This is a genomic window from Nonomuraea sp. NPDC049419 (assembly GCF_040676995.1).
In the GTDB taxonomy this organism is placed as follows: domain Bacteria; phylum Actinomycetota; class Actinomycetes; order Streptosporangiales; family Streptosporangiaceae; genus Nonomuraea; species Nonomuraea salmonea.
In genome coordinates, this window is record NZ_JBFAQB010000001.1 from 503,845 (window position 1) to 519,017 (window position 15,173).

The following is a 15,173-nucleotide window of genomic DNA, read 5'->3' on the forward strand; positions in this document are numbered from 1 at the left end:
CTCTAAAGGCGTAGCGATGTCCGGGCCGTTCGGGTGAACCAGGGGGTGAGTGGGATCAGGGCTGCTGTTGCTGCGGTGAGTACGGGGAGGGCCAGTAGGAGGGCGGTTATGGTCGGCCAGGGGGTGTTGAAGGGGGCTCTTGGTGGTGGGTCCCAGGCGGAGGAGGTGGTTGCGGGCCAGAGCAGGAGCAGGCCGATCACTGCGCCCGTTACGGCGCCCATTGCGGTGGCGCATAGGGATGTGGTCAGGGTGCGGGTGGCCATGAGGAGACGCGGGGAGTCTGCGCTGCCTCTGCGCAGGATGCGGGAGGCGGCGGATGAGCGAGATGCCCATACCGTGGCGGCTGCGGCGATCAGGAACAGGGCGGCGACGGCGTACGTCCAGGTGGTCGTCGGGTGGAAGCCGCGCTCGACGTGCACGGTCGCGAGGCCGGCCAGGCGGCTTTGGAGGCGTTCCTGTTCCGCCGGCGAGAGCCGGTGGTGGGAAGGGTCGATGATGAAGCGGTCGGGGGTCAGGGTGATGCCTCGTTCGCGGGCCGCTTCCTCCGGTACGAACATGACCTCCCAGCGCGGCTGGGGCGGTGGTACGGCGATGACGCGGAGGTCCATGGTGGTGCCGGGGCTGGGGAGGTCGTACTGGATCAGGGCTGAGGTCTCGCCCTTGACCTCCGACGACACCAGGACGGCTGTGGCGGGGTCGTACGGGGTGGCCGGGTTTCCTGTGAGGTGGTGGAGCAGGGTTTCGTCGCCGACGTACGTGTCGGGCGCGAAGTCGAGCTCGATGACGGAGGAGAAGAGGTCGTCGGTGTCGGCGGGCAGGAGTGGTACGCCGGGTAACTCCTGTTCGATGACCGCTCGTACGGATGACGCCTGCTGACCGGCTGAGACGTTGATGGTCGTGGCGTCCAGGCGGCCTTGCGGGCGGTAGCCGGCCCTGTCCTGGGACTCCACGGCGGGGGCGACGATCAGCACGGCTGTGGCGATGCCGGTGAGAGTCATGGCCGCCGCCACGCCCGCCGACGTACGGGCGAGGCCACCGCCCAGCTGGCGAGTCGCCGGGCGGAGGATGGGTGGAAAGCGGGGGGTGCGACGGTCGAGGGTCGCGAGGATCCACGTGAGGAATGGGGCCGCGCCTCGCAGCAGCAGGCCGCCGGCGAACATACCGACCAGCTCGGTCATCGCTGAGCCGAAGTCGTCGTGGTGTCCGTCGTGGTGGGTCATCCAGGCGGCGCCCAACAGGATCACCAGGCCGGCCGCCGCGGTTGTCGCGCCGTTGAGCAGGGGTTCCTTGTACATGTGGTACGGGCGGTGCGCCGGGGCCGAGCGGGCGGCGAACCTGATCGCGGATAACGCGAGGAGCACTGGCAGGGCGAGGATCAGTAAGAGGGCCGCCATGCGCACATCGTACGCAGGGCGATCTTGACGAATGGGCGCGTCAGGCGGGCAGGTCCCACCGGAAGTCGCCGTGGCCCCCCGTCTCCCACTCATGCCGCAGGCGGTGGGTTGGGTCGGCCGGGTGACCGAGGATGCGACGAGTGGGCTGGGGTTAACGGAACGTTCCAACCGACAACCAAACAGCGTAGAGGAGCATCCCAATTACCGTTCGTGGTTGCGGAACGGAAGGGGATGTCATGACCGGTAAGTCCGAGACAGGTAAGCAAGGCACGTGGGGTTGTCTCATCGTCGCGGGGCTCGTCATGGCAGGGTGCAGCGCTCTCTTCGGTGGTGACGACGAGCCGAGGCGCGCTGCTGTGCTCGGCCCCACACCGGTCACCGCGTACACGAGCTCGCCGGCGCCGTCAGAGCCCACGTGGGCGGCCGAGTCGACGCCGACCCCCAAACCACGCCCGGACCTCGACCGCGATGGCATCGCCGACCGGTACGACGACGACAAGGACGGCGACGGCGTCACCAAAGGCCGTGACCTCGATGACCGCGATTCCGACAGGGGACGCCGCCCGCCCGAGCGCACCCCGAAACCGCAGCCCGTACGTGAGCCGGCGCCGCTTACCCGAGCGCATCCCGGCGGGTTCTGCGGCAGTTCTGGAGCGGTGGGGGTGGCGTCCAACGGGCGCACCTATACGTGTCTGGGCGGGCACTGGCGGCGCTGAACGGGAAGGCGTGACTCCGGACCTCGGCACCTCGCAGCCGCGCCGATCGCCCCCGAGCAGGGGCGGCGATCTTGTCGGTGTGGCGGCGTAGGGTCTCCCGCATGGTTGCGGGGATGGTGCATCACATCGAGGTCTGGGTGCCCGACCTGAAGCGGGCCGTCAGGAGCTGGGGGTGGTTGCTGGAGGCACTCAGGTACGCGGTCTTCCAGGACTGGCCTGGTGGGCGGAGCTGGCGGTTGGGGGAGACGTACCTGGTTCTTGAGCAGTCGCCGGCCATGACGCCCGATCGGCATGAGCGGCTGCGGCCGGGGCTCAATCACCTGGCCTTTCACGCGGGGAGTCGGGAGCGGGTGGATGAGCTGACCGCCGAGGCCGTGGCGCATGGGTGGGTGGTGATGTTTCCCGAGCGGCATCCGTACGCGGGGGGTGAGCAGCACTATGCGGCCTACCTGGAGAACGAGGACGGGTTCGAGGTGGAGCTGGTGGGCTAGAGGCCGCGGCCGGTCGCCAGGGTGCGGGCCCCGGCGACCGGGTCGCTCAGGGCGTCAGCGGGTCCAGACCGAGGCGTACACGCCGTCCTCGATGTTCACCTGCACCGGGCGCAGGCCGCGGGCCGCCAGGCTGTCGAATCTGCGCTGGTAGGCGGAGGCGGAGGTGTCGATGTAGTGGTGCCAGGGGCGGACGCCGTCCTTGCGGTAGACCGCGGCGAACCGGGTGCCGCCCGGGCCCACCGCGACCGCCGTCGGGCGGTAGCCCTCGGCGGTGCGCTCGTTGAAGAAGCTCTTGTGTCCGGCGAACGACTTTCCGTACGAGTAGTACCAGCCGCCTCCCCCGCTCTTCCGCCAGACCGCGACGTACCGGGGATCCGACGGCGTGCCGTACATATCAATCGAGACCGGTACGTACCCGTCCGCGTGGGCCTTCCGGTTCTGGGCGGCGAACTGGGCGCCGGTGAGCCCCATGCGGGAGAAGAACCGTTCTGAGCGTTTCTCCCACAGCGCGGCGAACGTCGCGCGGCCCGCAGGACCCGTCGCGGACACCGAGATCGGCTGATAGCCCTGTGCGAGGTACTCGTCGAACCGAGCCTTGAAGCTCCCTTCCGACAGCCCGCTCCGGGAGATCCAGGCTGAGCCGCCGCTCTTGACCCAGACGGCCGCGTACTTCGGCCCTGCCGAGACGCTCACCGTGATCGGCCGGTAGCCCCGGCTGCGCAGGCTCTCGAAGTGGGCCTGGTGCGCGCTCGGGCTCGCGCCGGAGTACGCGCGGAAGGCCATCTCCGTGGTGGCGTGCGCCGGCGCCGCGCCGCCGCAACAACCCAGGGCGACCGCGACCGCCGCCGCGAACATCGTCTTCACTCATTCCTCCTCAGATGGCCGACTTGTTCGGCACGGCTCATCCTTGTCACGCTTTGATTGATCACCACCGATCAGTCATTTGATCAACGAGGCAGGGCGAATGGGCAGGCCAGAACGGAAACTCGATCCCGAGGGCGGGTTGATCGAACGCTTCGCGCACGACTTACGCCAGTTGCGCGTCGCGGCGGGACAACCGACGTACCGGATCATGGGCTCCCGGGTCGGCTGCTCACCGAGCAGGCTTTCGGAGGCCGCGAAGGGGCTCAGGCTGCCCAGCCTGCCGGCGACCCTCGATTACGTACGAGCCTGCGGCGTGACGGACACCGCCGACTGGGAGCGGCGCTGGCACGAGATCAACGACGAGGTCGAGCAGCATGCCCAGCCCGCCGGCGAGCCCGCGCGCACCGAGCCGGAGACGGCGGAGGCATCCCCCCGGCCGCGCGTCGTGTACAAGGTCGCCGGCACGGCACTGGCGTTCCTCGTGGCCGGCGCGGCGTTCTTCTGGGGCTCGGGCGAGGCCGTGCCGGACGTACCGACGCGGTGCCGCTCGCCGCACGCATCCCCGCGCGTGCCGATCTCGATGCAGCCGTGTGTCGCGCTGACCGGCGGCGATGTGATCGCGTCGCTCGACATGCGCGCGGTCGGCGCGGTGGACGGCGCGGTCGCCTACGTCTGGTTGCACAACGCCGCATCCCGCGCGCCGCTGGCGAAGACCCTCCGTACGTGCGAGCTCGGTGCGCTGAGGGGAGACCAGGCGCGAACGTGCGGACCGTTCGCGCACGAGGTGCCGCCCGGGCGCTACACCACGGCTGTCGCGGTGGAACCAGGCCCGCGCCAGAGCGAACCCCCGCAGTGGCGCCGCGGCGCGACGGGAACGCAGAGCCCGCAGCTCGTCCTCACGCCGTAGGCACCGGTGAGGTGGGCGTGGGTGGCCGACACGAAACGCCCGGGGCGTCCCGCAGGCCGATCAGGGCGGTGACCGGTCCAGAGCATGGCGGGCCGCCTCCCGCCTGGACGGCAGCGCTCGGTCCGAGCCGTGCCAGGACCCAATTCGCGAGGGCTTCGCCGTCCGTTCAGGTGGCAGTCAGGCAACTTCACAAACGCGGTATACCGTCGGAAATCGGATTGATCATCGAGCCCCGAAGCGAGTACCGCACCATGCGCAAGGTCCTGACCCTCACCCTCGCCGCCGCCGTCACCGCAGTGTCCACCCCCGCCTACGCGGCCGCCCACCCCCCACAGCGCTTCCCGATGGAGATCTCCGGCGGGGCCTGGACGGAGGGGCACGTCCAGGGCATGGCGATCGACGAGCGGAAGGGGTACATGTACTTCTCCTTCACGAACGTCCTGGTCAAGACCGACCTCCAGGGCAACCTGGTCGGCTCCGTCAAGGGCTTCACCGGGCACCTGGGCGACCTCGACTTCAACGAGGAGGACGGCCGCGTGTACGGCTCGCTCGAGTACAAGGAGCAGGAGTCGTTCTACATCGCGATCTTCGACGTGGACCGCGTCACGCGTCCCGACATGGACGCCCAGACCAGCGACGTGGTCAGCACGGTCTACCTCAAGGAGGTCGTGGCCGACTACACCGCCGACATGAACGGCGACGGCGTCTTCGACGGCAACGTGGCCGACACGCCCGACCACCGCTACGGCTGCAGCGGCATCGACGGCGTCGCGTTCGGCCCCGAGTTCGGCAAGAAGGGCGGGCCGCGCAGGCTGACCGTCGCGTACGGCGTCTACGCCAACACCGGCCGCCAGGACAACGACCACCAGGTCCTGCTTCAGTACGACATCCGCCAGTGGAAGAGGTACGAGCGCCCGCTCACCGAGAGCGCCCCGCACAAGAGCGGCCCCGGCCGCGTGACCGGCAAGTACTTCGCCTACACCGGCAACACCAGGTACGGCGTGCAGAACCTCGAGTACGACGAGCACACCGGCGACTGGATGCTGGCCGTCTACCAGGGCTCCAAGCCGCAGTTCCCCAACTACCCCTTCTTCGTCGTGGACGGCCGCGCCCGCCCGAGGACCGGCGACGTCGCCGGTCAGCCGCAACCGGAGCGCGGCGAGCTGCTCACGCTGGCCAAGGGCGGCCTGCAGGACCCGGCCTCCGGGGTCAGGGGCTGGCAGTTCAACGGCGAGTACGGCCTGATCTCACTCGGCCGCGGCCTGTTCTACGCGGCCGAGGCCGGCAAGGTCACCGAGGACGGCGTCTCCAAGAACACCGGCACCGCCCGCCTCTGGCGCTGGACCGGCCAGTCGCCGACCCCGTTCGAGCAAGTCCGCTGAACCCGCTGCGGTCTGTCTGGAATGACTGTTATGGTCATCCGTCCGACAGAAAACGGTCAAGAAGTGTTCATGGGGGATCTATGCGGACCACCGGAAAGCTCGCGATCGTCGCGGCCGTGGTGGCGGGGGCCGCCGTACCGATGACGGCGACGGCCGGCGCGCAGGCGAGCGCCGCCGGCGGCTGGGAGGCCTATCACGGCCTGACCGCGAAGCAGAGCGTCGAGCGGGCGACCAGACTGATGAAGCAGGGGTACCGGCCGATCACGGTGAACGTCTCAGACGGGGAACGGTACGCCGCGGTCTGGGAAAAGGGCGGCTCGCCGGACAAGTACGGCATCTGGCAGGGCATGTCGGCCTCCGGGTACCAGAAGCGGTTCGACGCCGCGCTGAAGCAGGGCGGGCAGCCGGTGTCCGTCTCGGCCACCGGGCCGGCCGGGTCGGCGGTGTTCGCCGCCGTCTTCGAGAAGAAGCGCGGCGCGTTCCTCGCCAAGTCGAACCTCAAGGGCAGCGTCTTCGCCGCCTACAACAAGTACGCGGAGGCCGACGGGCTGGCGCTGACCAGTGTGGACGCGTACGGCACCCCGGGTGACGTGCGCTACGCCGCCGTCTGGAGCGCCGACACAGGGGGCGAGTGGTACTACTCCTACGGCAAGAACAAGCAGCAGCACGCGGCCGAGTTCAAGGCCAGGAAGGCCAAGGGGTTCCGGCCGGTCAGGGTCGCAGTGGCGCCTGACGGGACGTACGCGGCGGTGTGGCGCAAGGACGGCGTCAAGTCCTGGGCCCATTACGTGGACATGACCGCCGCCGACTACCAGGCCCGCACCACCGCACTCAAGGCGAAGGGCCTGCGCCCGGTGCAGGTCAATGCCGAGAACGGCGTATACGCCGCTATCTGGCAGTAAATCCGGATAAATCGGGTGCGGGGTGGCGGCGAGAACCCGTCCCCCGCACCCGCCATGTCGCGACGCCCGCGCCCCCGCGCCGTGCGTCGCGGCACCGCTCCGCACCCCGGGCACCGCTCCGCACCTCGCGCGCCGTGCGGCGCCCCCGCGCCCCGCGCCGTGCGGCCCGTTCGGCGGCTACCGAGATGCGGGCCAGTGCTCCGGCCTTCAGGCCGGGGGTGAAGGCCCGCGCGGGAGGGCCGTCAAGGCCCGAGCGTGCTCTAACCCGCGGTGTCAGCCGGGCTCGCGCTGCGCTTCGGCGGCTTCCGCGACTGGCACCGGCACGATGGCGGCGACTCTGCGCCCCCGGTTGGTGATGTAGGTGATGCGGCCTCGGACAGCGGCGTCGTTGAGGACGTCCGCGAACAGCCGGCGCGCGTCGGCGACGCTCATCTCTTCCGACTCCATACGGGGCAGCGTACATGGACGCATCTTCATGTACCTAGCTGTACAATTGATCTGTGCAGCTCCGGTACAGGTTCCGCCTCTACCCGACGCCGAGTCAGCGTCAAGCGCTGGCCAGGGCGTTCGGGTGCGCCCGGGTGGTGTTCAACGACGGGCTGCGCCTGCGGCAGGAGGCTCGCGAGAACGGGCTGCCGTACATCTCGGACGGGAGCCTGTCCAAGCAGGTGATCACGCAGGCGAAGAAGACGCCGGAACGGGCATGGCTGGGCGAAGTATCCGCCGTGGTGCTCCAGCAGGCGCTGGCGGACCTGAACACCGCCTACCGCAACTTCTTCGCCTCGATCACAGGCAAGCGGAAGGGGCCGAAGGTCGCCCCGCCCCGGTTCCGGTGCAAGAGGGACAGGCGGCAGGCCATCCGCTTCACCAGGAACGCCCGCTTCACGATCACAACGGGCGGGAGGCTGCGCCTGCCGAAGATCGGCGACGTGCCGGTCCGCTGGTCGCGTTCGCTGCCCGCCGAGCCGTCCAGCGTGACGGTGATCAAGGACTCGGCGGGCCGGTACTTTGCCTCGTTCGTGGTCGAGACGGGCGACGAGCCGCTGCCGGAGACGGTCGCCGAGGTCGGCATCGACCTGGGTCTGACACACTTCGCGGTCTTGTCGGACGGCCGGAAGATCGGCAACCCGCGTTTCCTGCGTCGCGCCGAACGCCGGTTGAAGAAAGCCCAGCAGGCGCTCAGCAGGAAAGCGAAGGGGTCGGCGAACCGGAAGAAGGCCGTCGTCAAGGTCGCCAGGGCGCACGCCCGGGTGGCCGACGCGCGCCGGGACTTCGCGCACAAGCTCTCCACCCAGATCATCCGTGACAACCAAGCGGTGATGGTGGAGGACCTTGCTGTGAAGGGCCTGGCCCGCACGAAATTGGCGAAGAGCGTGCACGACGCCGGATGGGGCCAGTTCACGGCGATGCTCGCCTACAAGGCCGCCCGGTACGGCCGCACGCTCGTCAGGATCGACCGGTTCTTCCCGTCGTCGAAGCTGTGCTCGGCCTGCGGGACCGTCGACGAGTCGATGCCGCTGAACATCCGCTCGTGGACCTGCCCGTGCGGCGCGGCCCACGACCGGGACGTCAACGCGGCGATCAACATCCTCGCCGCTGGACGAGCGGAGAGGCTAAACGCCTGCGGAGGGACCGTGAGACCCGCCGCCTAGCGGAGGGGCAGGACCCAGCGAAACAGGAAGCCACAGAGGTGCCGTACGACGCGGCACGGGCTGAATCCCCGGCCTTCAGGCCGGGGAGCGCGTCAATTCTTCAGGATGCGGACGTCGCCCGTGTCGCTACGCGCGACGATGGTGGCGTCGCTCTTGCGGTCCTGCTCGACCTCCGTTCGCCGGCTGCCGTCCTGGCTGACGGTGGTGACCGCGTACGCGCCCGACGGCACCCGAGCCGTCACCCTCCCGTCGCGTGACCGCAGGTCGAGGTCCTTGGGACGGGTGGCGAAGGCGAGGTCGATGGCACCGTCGGAGGTGCGGACGCGGACATCGGGCGACTTCAGGTTGACGCCCCGCACCGAGCCCTCGGCCCGTAAGCGAAGGCGGCCGGACGAGCCGGTCACCTGGATGCGCTCGCGGCTGACGGCGTCCACGTCCTGGGCCAGGTCGTTGAGGACGACGCCGTCGGGGGCGTCGACCGAGAGCCGGACGCCGGGCGGCACCCTGACGTGGTAGCGGGCGCCGCAGTCGCCGAACACCATGGTGCAGTCGGCGCTGAGCCGCAGGGTGCCGTCGCGCAGGGACCACGAGGATTCGCCGGTGGCCGCCTTGCCGCGCAGCCACCGGTCCACCTTCACGGCGTCGCCGGTGCCCTGGAGCACGCGGACACCGCCCACGGAGACGTCGATGGTCAGGGCGGTGCCCGTGTGCGGGAACGCCCTGGTCGTGTGGACCTCCTTGGCGTCCAGGTCGATCCCGCAACCGACGGTGGCCGCCGCCAGGAGCGTCGTACTTGCCGCAAGTGCCGCGATCTGCCTCATGCCCTCGATGCTGGCCGAACGGGACGCCGGGGCCATCAGCCGTCCGGCCGAACGAACCGCCGCCGGCATCGACCATTCGGCCAAAGAGGGTCAGAGGGCGGACAGCAGGGTCCTCACCTGCCCCAGGGGGTCGGGGCCGAGCGGCCGGATGGCGACCGTGGTGGCGCCCGCCGCCCACAGCTCCTTGACGTGCGCCGCAGCCTGTTCGGGCGTGCCCTCGGCGACCGCCACCTCCGACGGCTCGACCCCGAGGAATCCGGCCTGCCCCTCGACAAGGGCCTGGGAGTCCGCGGTGGTGGCGCCGAGACGCAGGTAGGCGAACACGACCAGCTCGTGGTCGGCGCCGCCGTCGATGCGCGAGACGTAAGGGGGCAGGTCGGCGGGCGCGATGCCCTCGGGCAGGATCGTGCCGTCGGCCACCCGTCCCGACAGCGCCAGCGAGCGCGGCCCCTTCACCCCGGCGAGCACGGGCGGCACGACGACGGGCGGGTGCACCAGCGACACCCCGTCAAGCCGCACCTCCTTGCCGGCGAGGGTGACGGTCTCGCCCCGCAGCAGGGCGCGTACGGACGTGATCGTCTCCTCCAGGAGGGAGAGCGGCGACGGGACGGCGGCGCCCACCTGGCGCATCCAGTCGCCCACCCCGTGGCCGATGCCGGCGGCCAGCCGCCCCGGGTGCAGCCGCGCGAGGTTGCCCAGCTCCATGGCCAGCAGCGCCGGGTTGCGCAGCGGCGCGGGCGTGATGCCGATGCCGACGCGCAGCCGGGAGGTGACGGCGAGCGCGGTGGCCGCCGCCGAGACGCCGCCGGTCCAGCCGAGGTCCTCGACGACCCAGAGGTCGTCGACGGACGTCTCGTCGAGCGCCCGCGCGAACGGGACGAGCTGCTCGGGCGGAAGGTCCCGGTCGTACATGACGCCGAGTCTCACGATGTCCTCCAGTAATAGCGGAACAACCGGCCGACCTCCGAGTATCCAGCACGGCGCAACGCGGCGGCAGCGGGGGCGTTCGCGACGTCGGTGGCGGCCACGATGCGGCGCAGGCCCTCGGCGGCGAGGGTACGGGTGCCGTACGCGAGGAGGTCGTCGACGTAGCCGCGCCCGCGGTGCTCGGGGAACTGCTCGAACAACGTGACGGCCTCCCAGGCGTCGCGATGACCCGACCATGATCTCGCACGCCTGCACGCCGCGGACGGCACCGGGCACAGGCGTTCAGCAGATTTCACGAAAAAGGGAGTCAGGCGGCGCTGCCGAGCGCAGCGCGTGCCCCGTTGAGCGAATCGCTCGTCTCGAAATGGCGGTCGAGATGGGTGATCGTGAGCAGATGGCGGATCATTCCCGGCGCGACGACGAGGATCATCCGGCCGTTCATGTTCTGGATCATGTTGTACGCCGCCACGAGCACCCCGAGCCCGACGGAATCGCAGAAGGGCACCTCGGTCAGATCGACCACCAGATTGGGCGGGCCGGCGGCGGACAACGCCTGCTCCAGCTCCGCGCGGAGCCTGGGCGCTCCGGCCACGTCGAGATCGCCCACGACGTGCAGAACCGTGCAGGGTTCCTCTCGCCAGCAATCGACCACCATGGGCCTCACCTGCCCGTCACCCGGATTGTTATACCTATTTCTTACATATGTTCTCCATTGCCGTTTTAGTGGTTGGTGTAACGCTCGGCTTGGCACTTGGGGTGGCCGTTGACTTCCGTTGCTGGACTTTCGGCTGGTCGCTGCCCAGAATCAGCTCGATGCCGTCGATGTCGGCCGCGCGCAGCTCGGCGCCCGGAATGGCGGCGGCGACCAGTTTCGCCGATTGCTCCATGCCCGCGCCGTAACGGATGAAGGTCTGCTTGTAGTCCTTCTTGTTGGTGTTGCCGGGCTTGCCGGGCACCTTGAACCCGTACGCGACGAGCGCCTCCTTCATCCGCGCCGCCAGGCCCGTGATGAGCGTGCCGTTCTTGACCTTGATCGAGACGTCGCCGGGCGCGAGCGCCGTCGGCTTGGCCGACGGCTTCGGGGACGTGGACGCGGTCGGCTTGGCCGGGTCCTCGTCCGCGCCGATCTTCCTGAACATCTCGCGGGCCGCCGCCTTGTCCCACAGCACCGCCGACTCGCCGGTGGGCGTCTTGAAGTCGACGTCGGCCAGCGGCACCTCGGCGAACTTCACGTCGTCCAGCGACACGTCGCGCAACTGCGTGGCCAGGCCCAGCAGCCCGTCGTCGGGATCGACCTTCACCGTGCTGAGCGTCGAGTTGACGAACGAGGCCAGCTTGCCCGGGTTGGCCAGCGTGTCGGCGCTGAGCGCCCGGTTGAGCAGCGCCGAGATGACCTGCTGCTGGCGGTCGATGCGGTCGAGGTCGGAGCGGGCGGTGGCGCGGGTGCGGGCGTAGCCGAGCGCCTGCACGCCGTTGAGCTGGTGGGTGCCGGCCGGCAGGGTGAGGGCGATCTTGGTGTCGTCGATCGGCACCGGCGTGCACACCGTGACCCCGCCCAGCGAGTCGACGACGTCGATGAAGCCCAGGATGTTGACCTCGATGTAGCGGTTGATCTCGAGCCCGGTCGCCGCCTCGACGGTCTGCTTGGCCAGCTTCGGCCCGCCGAACTGGTACGCCGAGTTGATCTTGTGGTCGCCCTTGCCGGGGATCGTCAGCCACGTGTCGCGCGGCAGGCTCACCACCGTCACCTTCTTGTGGTCCTCCGACAGGTGGATGACCATCATGGTGTCGGTGCGCTGGCCGGCCTCCCGGCCCAGCTTGAGCCGGTTCTGCTGCTGGCGGGTGAGGTCGTCGCGCTTGTCGACGCCGACCAGCAGGATGTTCTCGGCGCCGCTCGACGAGCGCGCGGTCACCCCGGCGTCGACCGTGCCGATCTGGCGCGGCGTCGCCCAGACCACGCCCGTCGTCACCAGCACGCAGGAGGACAGGAAACCGGCGAGTATGACGTTGCGGCGGCGGGCCTTGGCGCTCCTGCGCGGCTTCCGGGTGCGTGCGGGTGAGAGCTTGACGCCGCCGTAGGCGTCGCCGCCCACGAGCACACCGCCGTCCTCCTCGCCCGGGTCGCCCATCCCGTCCCCCTCTTGCTCACGCCGGAGTATCGGGCGTTGGATTGCCCTCCTGCCTCGGTCGTACAGTAGCGTGAGCCCCGCCATGAAGCAGTTCCCCGACTCGCCGCACGCGCCCGCGGAGACGCGCGGCTGGCCCCCCATCTCCGTCATCATGCCGGTCCTCAACGAGGAGCGGCACCTCCGCGAGGCCGTCGATATGGTGCTCGCCCAGGACTACCCCGGCGAGATCGAGGTCGTCCTCGCCGTGGGGCCGTCACAAGACCGCACCCAAGAGGTCGCCGACGCCATCGCGGCGGCCGACCGGCGGGTGACGGTCGTACCCAATCCGACAGGCCGTACGCCCAACGCGCTCAACGCGGCCATCGGCGCCTCACGCAACGGCATCGTCGCCAGAGTCGACGGGCACGCCATGCTGCCCTCCGACTACCTGCGCGTCGCCGTCGAGACGCTGGCCGAAACCGGCGCCGACAACGTGGGCGGCATCATGGCCGCCGAGGGCATCACGCCCTTCGAGCAGGCCGTCGCCTGCGCCATGACCTCGAAGATCGGGGTCGGCGCGGCGGCCTTCCACGTGGGCGGCACCTCCGGCCCTGCCGACACCGTCTACCTCGGCGTCTTCCGCCGCTCGGCGCTCGACCGGGTGGGCGGCTACGACGAGCACTTCCAGCGGGCCCAGGACTGGGAGATGAACCACCGCATCCGCCAGACCGGCGGGCTCGTGTGGTTCCAGCCCCGCATGCGGGTCACCTACCGGCCGCGGCCCAACGTCAAGGCGCTCGCCAAGCAGTACTTCCACTACGGGCGGTGGCGCCGGGTGGTGGCCCGCACCCACGAGGGCACGATCAACCTGCGCTACCTCGCGCCGCCGGCCGCCGTGCTGGCGATGCTGCTCGGGCTGGTCGTCTCGCCGTTCTTCCCCCTCGGGCTGATCATCCCCGGCGGCTACCTGCTCGCCATCGTGGCGGGCTCCGTCCTCACCGGCGGCGGCCTCCCGATGAGCGCCCGGCTCCGGTTGCCGCTGGTGTACGCCACCATGCACTGCTCCTGGGGCTGGGGCTTCCTGACCAGCCCCAAGAAACTCTCCCGCCCCCTCAACTGACCCCCCGCAGATCAGGACCCCGCCGCACTCCGGCGGGGTCCTTTCAGAGAGAAGAGCGGGGTACGGCGCGCCCCCCGCTACCGGACGGCGACCCGTCCGCAAGAGCCTTCACCCCTCAAAGGACCCGCGTGGTGCGGTGGGTGAGTCAGGAGTCGGTGAAGTGGCGTTCTATGGCGGCGTCGAAGCGGGTCAGGGCGTCCGGGTACTCCGGGCCGAACAAGTGGCTGCGGAGCTTGACGCGGGCCCTGGCCAGGGTGTCCTCGCCGTCCAGGAACTCCGTCAGGCCCGACAGGTCGGCGTCGATCAGCATGCCCGCCTCCGTGCTCGGGTAGCGCTCGTGGAAGGCGGACTCCGGGAGGCCGGCGACGTTGGTGACGGCGTAGGGCTTCTCGCTGGCCAGGAAGTCGGCCACCACGCTGGAGATGTCGCTGATCAGCAGGTCGCACTCGTTGAAGCAGTCGTACAGGTGCGGCTCGGGACCGGTGACGATGAGGTGGCGGATGCGGGGCTCCTCGGCGGCGGCGCGGGAGGGGTGGCGGGCCTTCGACGCGGCCAGCTCGGCGGCCTCGATCATGGTGACGATCTTGCGGTGCGCCCGGGTCGCGGCCTTGTCGCGGTGCCCGGTGAGCGGGTGCGGCTTGTAGATGACGCGTAGCGGCGGCTGGTGGTCGAGCAGCGCCCGCACGATGCGCGGCCCCATGGTGACGAGCGAGGTGTGGAACAGGTCGTCGTTCCAGCCCTCCCAGGTGGGCGCGTAGAGGACGGTCCGGTACGGCAGTCCGGGCCCCTTCGTCGAGATGCCCTCCAGTTGCGGTCTGCCGACCTCGTGGATGTTCTCGTCCCTGACGCCCACCTTGGCCCGCCGGTAGCGGTCGCGCCCGGCGGGCCCGGCCACCCACACCTCGTCGTAGACCCGCGAGAACGGGTTGAACGACGCCTCCTTGTCGCTGTCGCCGTGGTTGAGGAAGGCGCTGCGCAGGGTGGGGATGCGCAGCATGTGGACGTTCCTGCCGACGTTCGAGACGTACAGGCAGAGCTTGGCGCCGGCCAGGGCGCGGAAGCTCATGAGGTCGGCCGACGACGGGATGCACAGCATCGGCAGGCTGGTGCCCTCCAGGTGGGCGGCCATGCCGCGCTCGCGCAGGACGACGATGGCGCGGCGGCGGATGCGTTCGAGGGTGGGCAGCCACATCCTGGCCTGGTAGGCGGCGGCGGTGGCGCCGGAGAAGTACAGGATGACCTCGGGGGCGTACCGCTCGACCTGCTCGCCGACGACCTCCAGGACGCGGGCGCGGTCGGTGAGGGGCGCGGCGCGGCGGACGTACGGGATGAGCGCGAGCGCACCGGCGAGCCCGGCCGCGAGCGCCAGGGCGGCCCCGAGCGTGGCGGGCGCAGCCCCCTGGACGGCCCCGAGCACGGGCAACGCGTCGAGGTAGAGGAAGACCACGCTGCGGCCGTCACGCAGCGGCCCCGGCGGCAGCTTGGGGATGCGCAGCGCGGAGACGTCGAGGTTGCGGGTGGTGACCGGCATCCTGCTGAGCATCTGCCGCAGCCGCAGGGCGAGGCCGGTGTGCAGGGCGCGGACGCCGTGCACGGCGAGCATCCCGGCCGCCAGCGCCACGAACCACGGCGAGTCGGCCCCCGTCGTCCGCGCGACCAGCAGCAGCGCCAGGGTCTCGCGGACCGCGAAGCGCAGCGTGATGCCGAGGTGCACCTTGGCCAGCGCCTCGGTGAGGGGGCGGGCGGCGCGCGGTGCGGCGTACTCGACGGCGTAGGACGCCAGAGCTGCCGGCCCGAACAGCACCGGCGCCGGCCACAGGGCCGCGACCAGCAGGACGGGGTAGCAGCCGAGCAGCGCCGCGCTCACGATGAGTCTCCTCATGCGAACG

Annotated in this window: 15 protein-coding genes and 1 pseudogene; 7 read left to right on the plus strand and 9 right to left on the minus strand. The window is 70.3% G+C overall.

Annotated features, from left to right (window positions below):
- Positions 1-2: 2 nt before the first annotated feature.
- Positions 3-1,394: a hypothetical protein gene (locus AB0K12_RS02500; protein ID WP_364555087.1), complete on the minus strand. Its 1,392-nt coding sequence runs from the start codon at positions 1,392-1,394 to the stop codon at positions 3-5.
- 236 nt (positions 1,395-1,630) lie between these two features.
- On the opposite strand from AB0K12_RS02500, the gene AB0K12_RS02505 reads away from it, so the two are divergent.
- The gene (locus tag AB0K12_RS02505) at positions 1,631-2,110 is read left to right on the plus strand and encodes a hypothetical protein (RefSeq protein ID WP_364555088.1); all 480 of its coding nucleotides are present in this window, start codon (positions 1,631-1,633) and stop codon (positions 2,108-2,110) included.
- Positions 2,111-2,223: 113 nt separating this feature from the next.
- Positions 2,224-2,601 (plus strand): VOC family protein, encoded by a 378-nt coding sequence (locus tag AB0K12_RS02510; RefSeq protein WP_364555089.1) that lies wholly within the window; start codon positions 2,224-2,226, stop codon positions 2,599-2,601.
- A 54-nt stretch (positions 2,602-2,655) separates the two neighbouring features.
- Here AB0K12_RS02510 and AB0K12_RS02515 read toward each other — a convergent pair whose 3' ends face one another.
- Complete coding sequence (locus AB0K12_RS02515) at positions 2,656-3,456, minus strand: hypothetical protein (protein WP_364555738.1); 801 nt, start codon at positions 3,454-3,456, stop codon at positions 2,656-2,658.
- Positions 3,457-3,565: 109 nt separating this feature from the next.
- Here AB0K12_RS02515 and AB0K12_RS02520 point away from each other — a divergent pair, with 109 nt between their 5' ends.
- The 3 genes from AB0K12_RS02520 to AB0K12_RS02530 all read left to right on the plus strand — a co-directional run bounded on the left by AB0K12_RS02520 (position 3,566) and on the right by AB0K12_RS02530 (position 6,656).
- Entirely contained in the window at positions 3,566-4,372 is an 807-nt protein-coding gene (locus tag AB0K12_RS02520) for a helix-turn-helix transcriptional regulator (protein WP_364555090.1), read from the plus strand.
- A 251-nt stretch (positions 4,373-4,623) separates the two neighbouring features.
- Positions 4,624-5,754 carry a hypothetical protein gene (locus AB0K12_RS02525; RefSeq protein WP_364555091.1) on the plus strand — a complete coding sequence of 377 codons (1,131 nt, stop codon included), beginning with the start codon at positions 4,624-4,626 and terminating at the stop codon, positions 5,752-5,754.
- An 80-nt stretch (positions 5,755-5,834) separates the two neighbouring features.
- Positions 5,835-6,656: a hypothetical protein gene (locus AB0K12_RS02530; protein WP_364555092.1), complete on the plus strand. Its 822-nt coding sequence runs from the start codon at positions 5,835-5,837 to the stop codon at positions 6,654-6,656.
- Positions 6,657-6,929: 273 nt separating this feature from the next.
- Here the strand turns inward: AB0K12_RS02530 and AB0K12_RS02535 are convergent, their stop codons facing one another.
- On the minus strand, positions 6,930-7,103 hold the full coding sequence (locus AB0K12_RS02535) for a type II toxin-antitoxin system prevent-host-death family antitoxin (RefSeq protein WP_364365171.1): 174 nt from the start codon (positions 7,101-7,103) through the stop codon (positions 6,930-6,932).
- Between the two features lie 53 nt (positions 7,104-7,156).
- On the opposite strand from AB0K12_RS02535, the gene AB0K12_RS02540 reads away from it, so the two are divergent.
- The gene (locus tag AB0K12_RS02540) at positions 7,157-8,308 is read left to right on the plus strand and encodes a transposase (protein WP_364555093.1); all 1,152 of its coding nucleotides are present in this window, start codon (positions 7,157-7,159) and stop codon (positions 8,306-8,308) included.
- A gap of 92 nt (positions 8,309-8,400) precedes the next feature.
- Here AB0K12_RS02540 and AB0K12_RS02545 read toward each other — a convergent pair whose 3' ends face one another.
- From AB0K12_RS02545 to AB0K12_RS02565, 5 genes and pseudogenes are all read right to left on the minus strand, one after another.
- Positions 8,401-9,129, minus strand: a complete 729-nt coding sequence (locus tag AB0K12_RS02545; RefSeq protein ID WP_364555094.1) for a DUF4097 family beta strand repeat-containing protein — start codon at positions 9,127-9,129, stop codon at positions 8,401-8,403.
- A gap of 90 nt (positions 9,130-9,219) precedes the next feature.
- Positions 9,220-10,056: an LLM class flavin-dependent oxidoreductase gene (locus AB0K12_RS02550; protein ID WP_364555095.1), complete on the minus strand. Its 837-nt coding sequence runs from the start codon at positions 10,054-10,056 to the stop codon at positions 9,220-9,222.
- Positions 10,053-10,241: pseudogene (locus tag AB0K12_RS02555) on the minus strand (GNAT family N-acetyltransferase); the annotation flags it as partial. The gene AB0K12_RS02550 and the pseudogene AB0K12_RS02555, both read right to left, overlap by 4 nt.
- A 122-nt stretch (positions 10,242-10,363) precedes the next feature.
- Positions 10,364-10,711, minus strand: coding sequence for an STAS domain-containing protein (locus AB0K12_RS02560; RefSeq protein WP_364555096.1), 348 nt, complete (start codon positions 10,709-10,711; stop codon positions 10,364-10,366).
- Between the two features lie 34 nt (positions 10,712-10,745).
- Positions 10,746-12,185, minus strand: coding sequence for an LCP family protein (locus AB0K12_RS02565; RefSeq protein WP_364555097.1), 1,440 nt, complete (start codon positions 12,183-12,185; stop codon positions 10,746-10,748).
- An 82-nt stretch (positions 12,186-12,267) separates the two neighbouring features.
- Here AB0K12_RS02565 and AB0K12_RS02570 point away from each other — a divergent pair, with 82 nt between their 5' ends.
- A complete protein-coding gene (locus AB0K12_RS02570) occupies positions 12,268-13,284 on the plus strand; it encodes a glycosyltransferase family 2 protein (protein WP_364555098.1) in 1,017 nt (338 codons plus the stop codon).
- A 145-nt stretch (positions 13,285-13,429) separates the two neighbouring features.
- On the opposite strand, the gene AB0K12_RS02575 is transcribed toward AB0K12_RS02570, so the two are convergent.
- Entirely contained in the window at positions 13,430-15,166 is a 1,737-nt protein-coding gene (locus tag AB0K12_RS02575; RefSeq protein ID WP_364555099.1) for a CDP-glycerol glycerophosphotransferase family protein, read from the minus strand.
- Between the last annotated feature and the right edge of the window lie 7 nt (positions 15,167-15,173).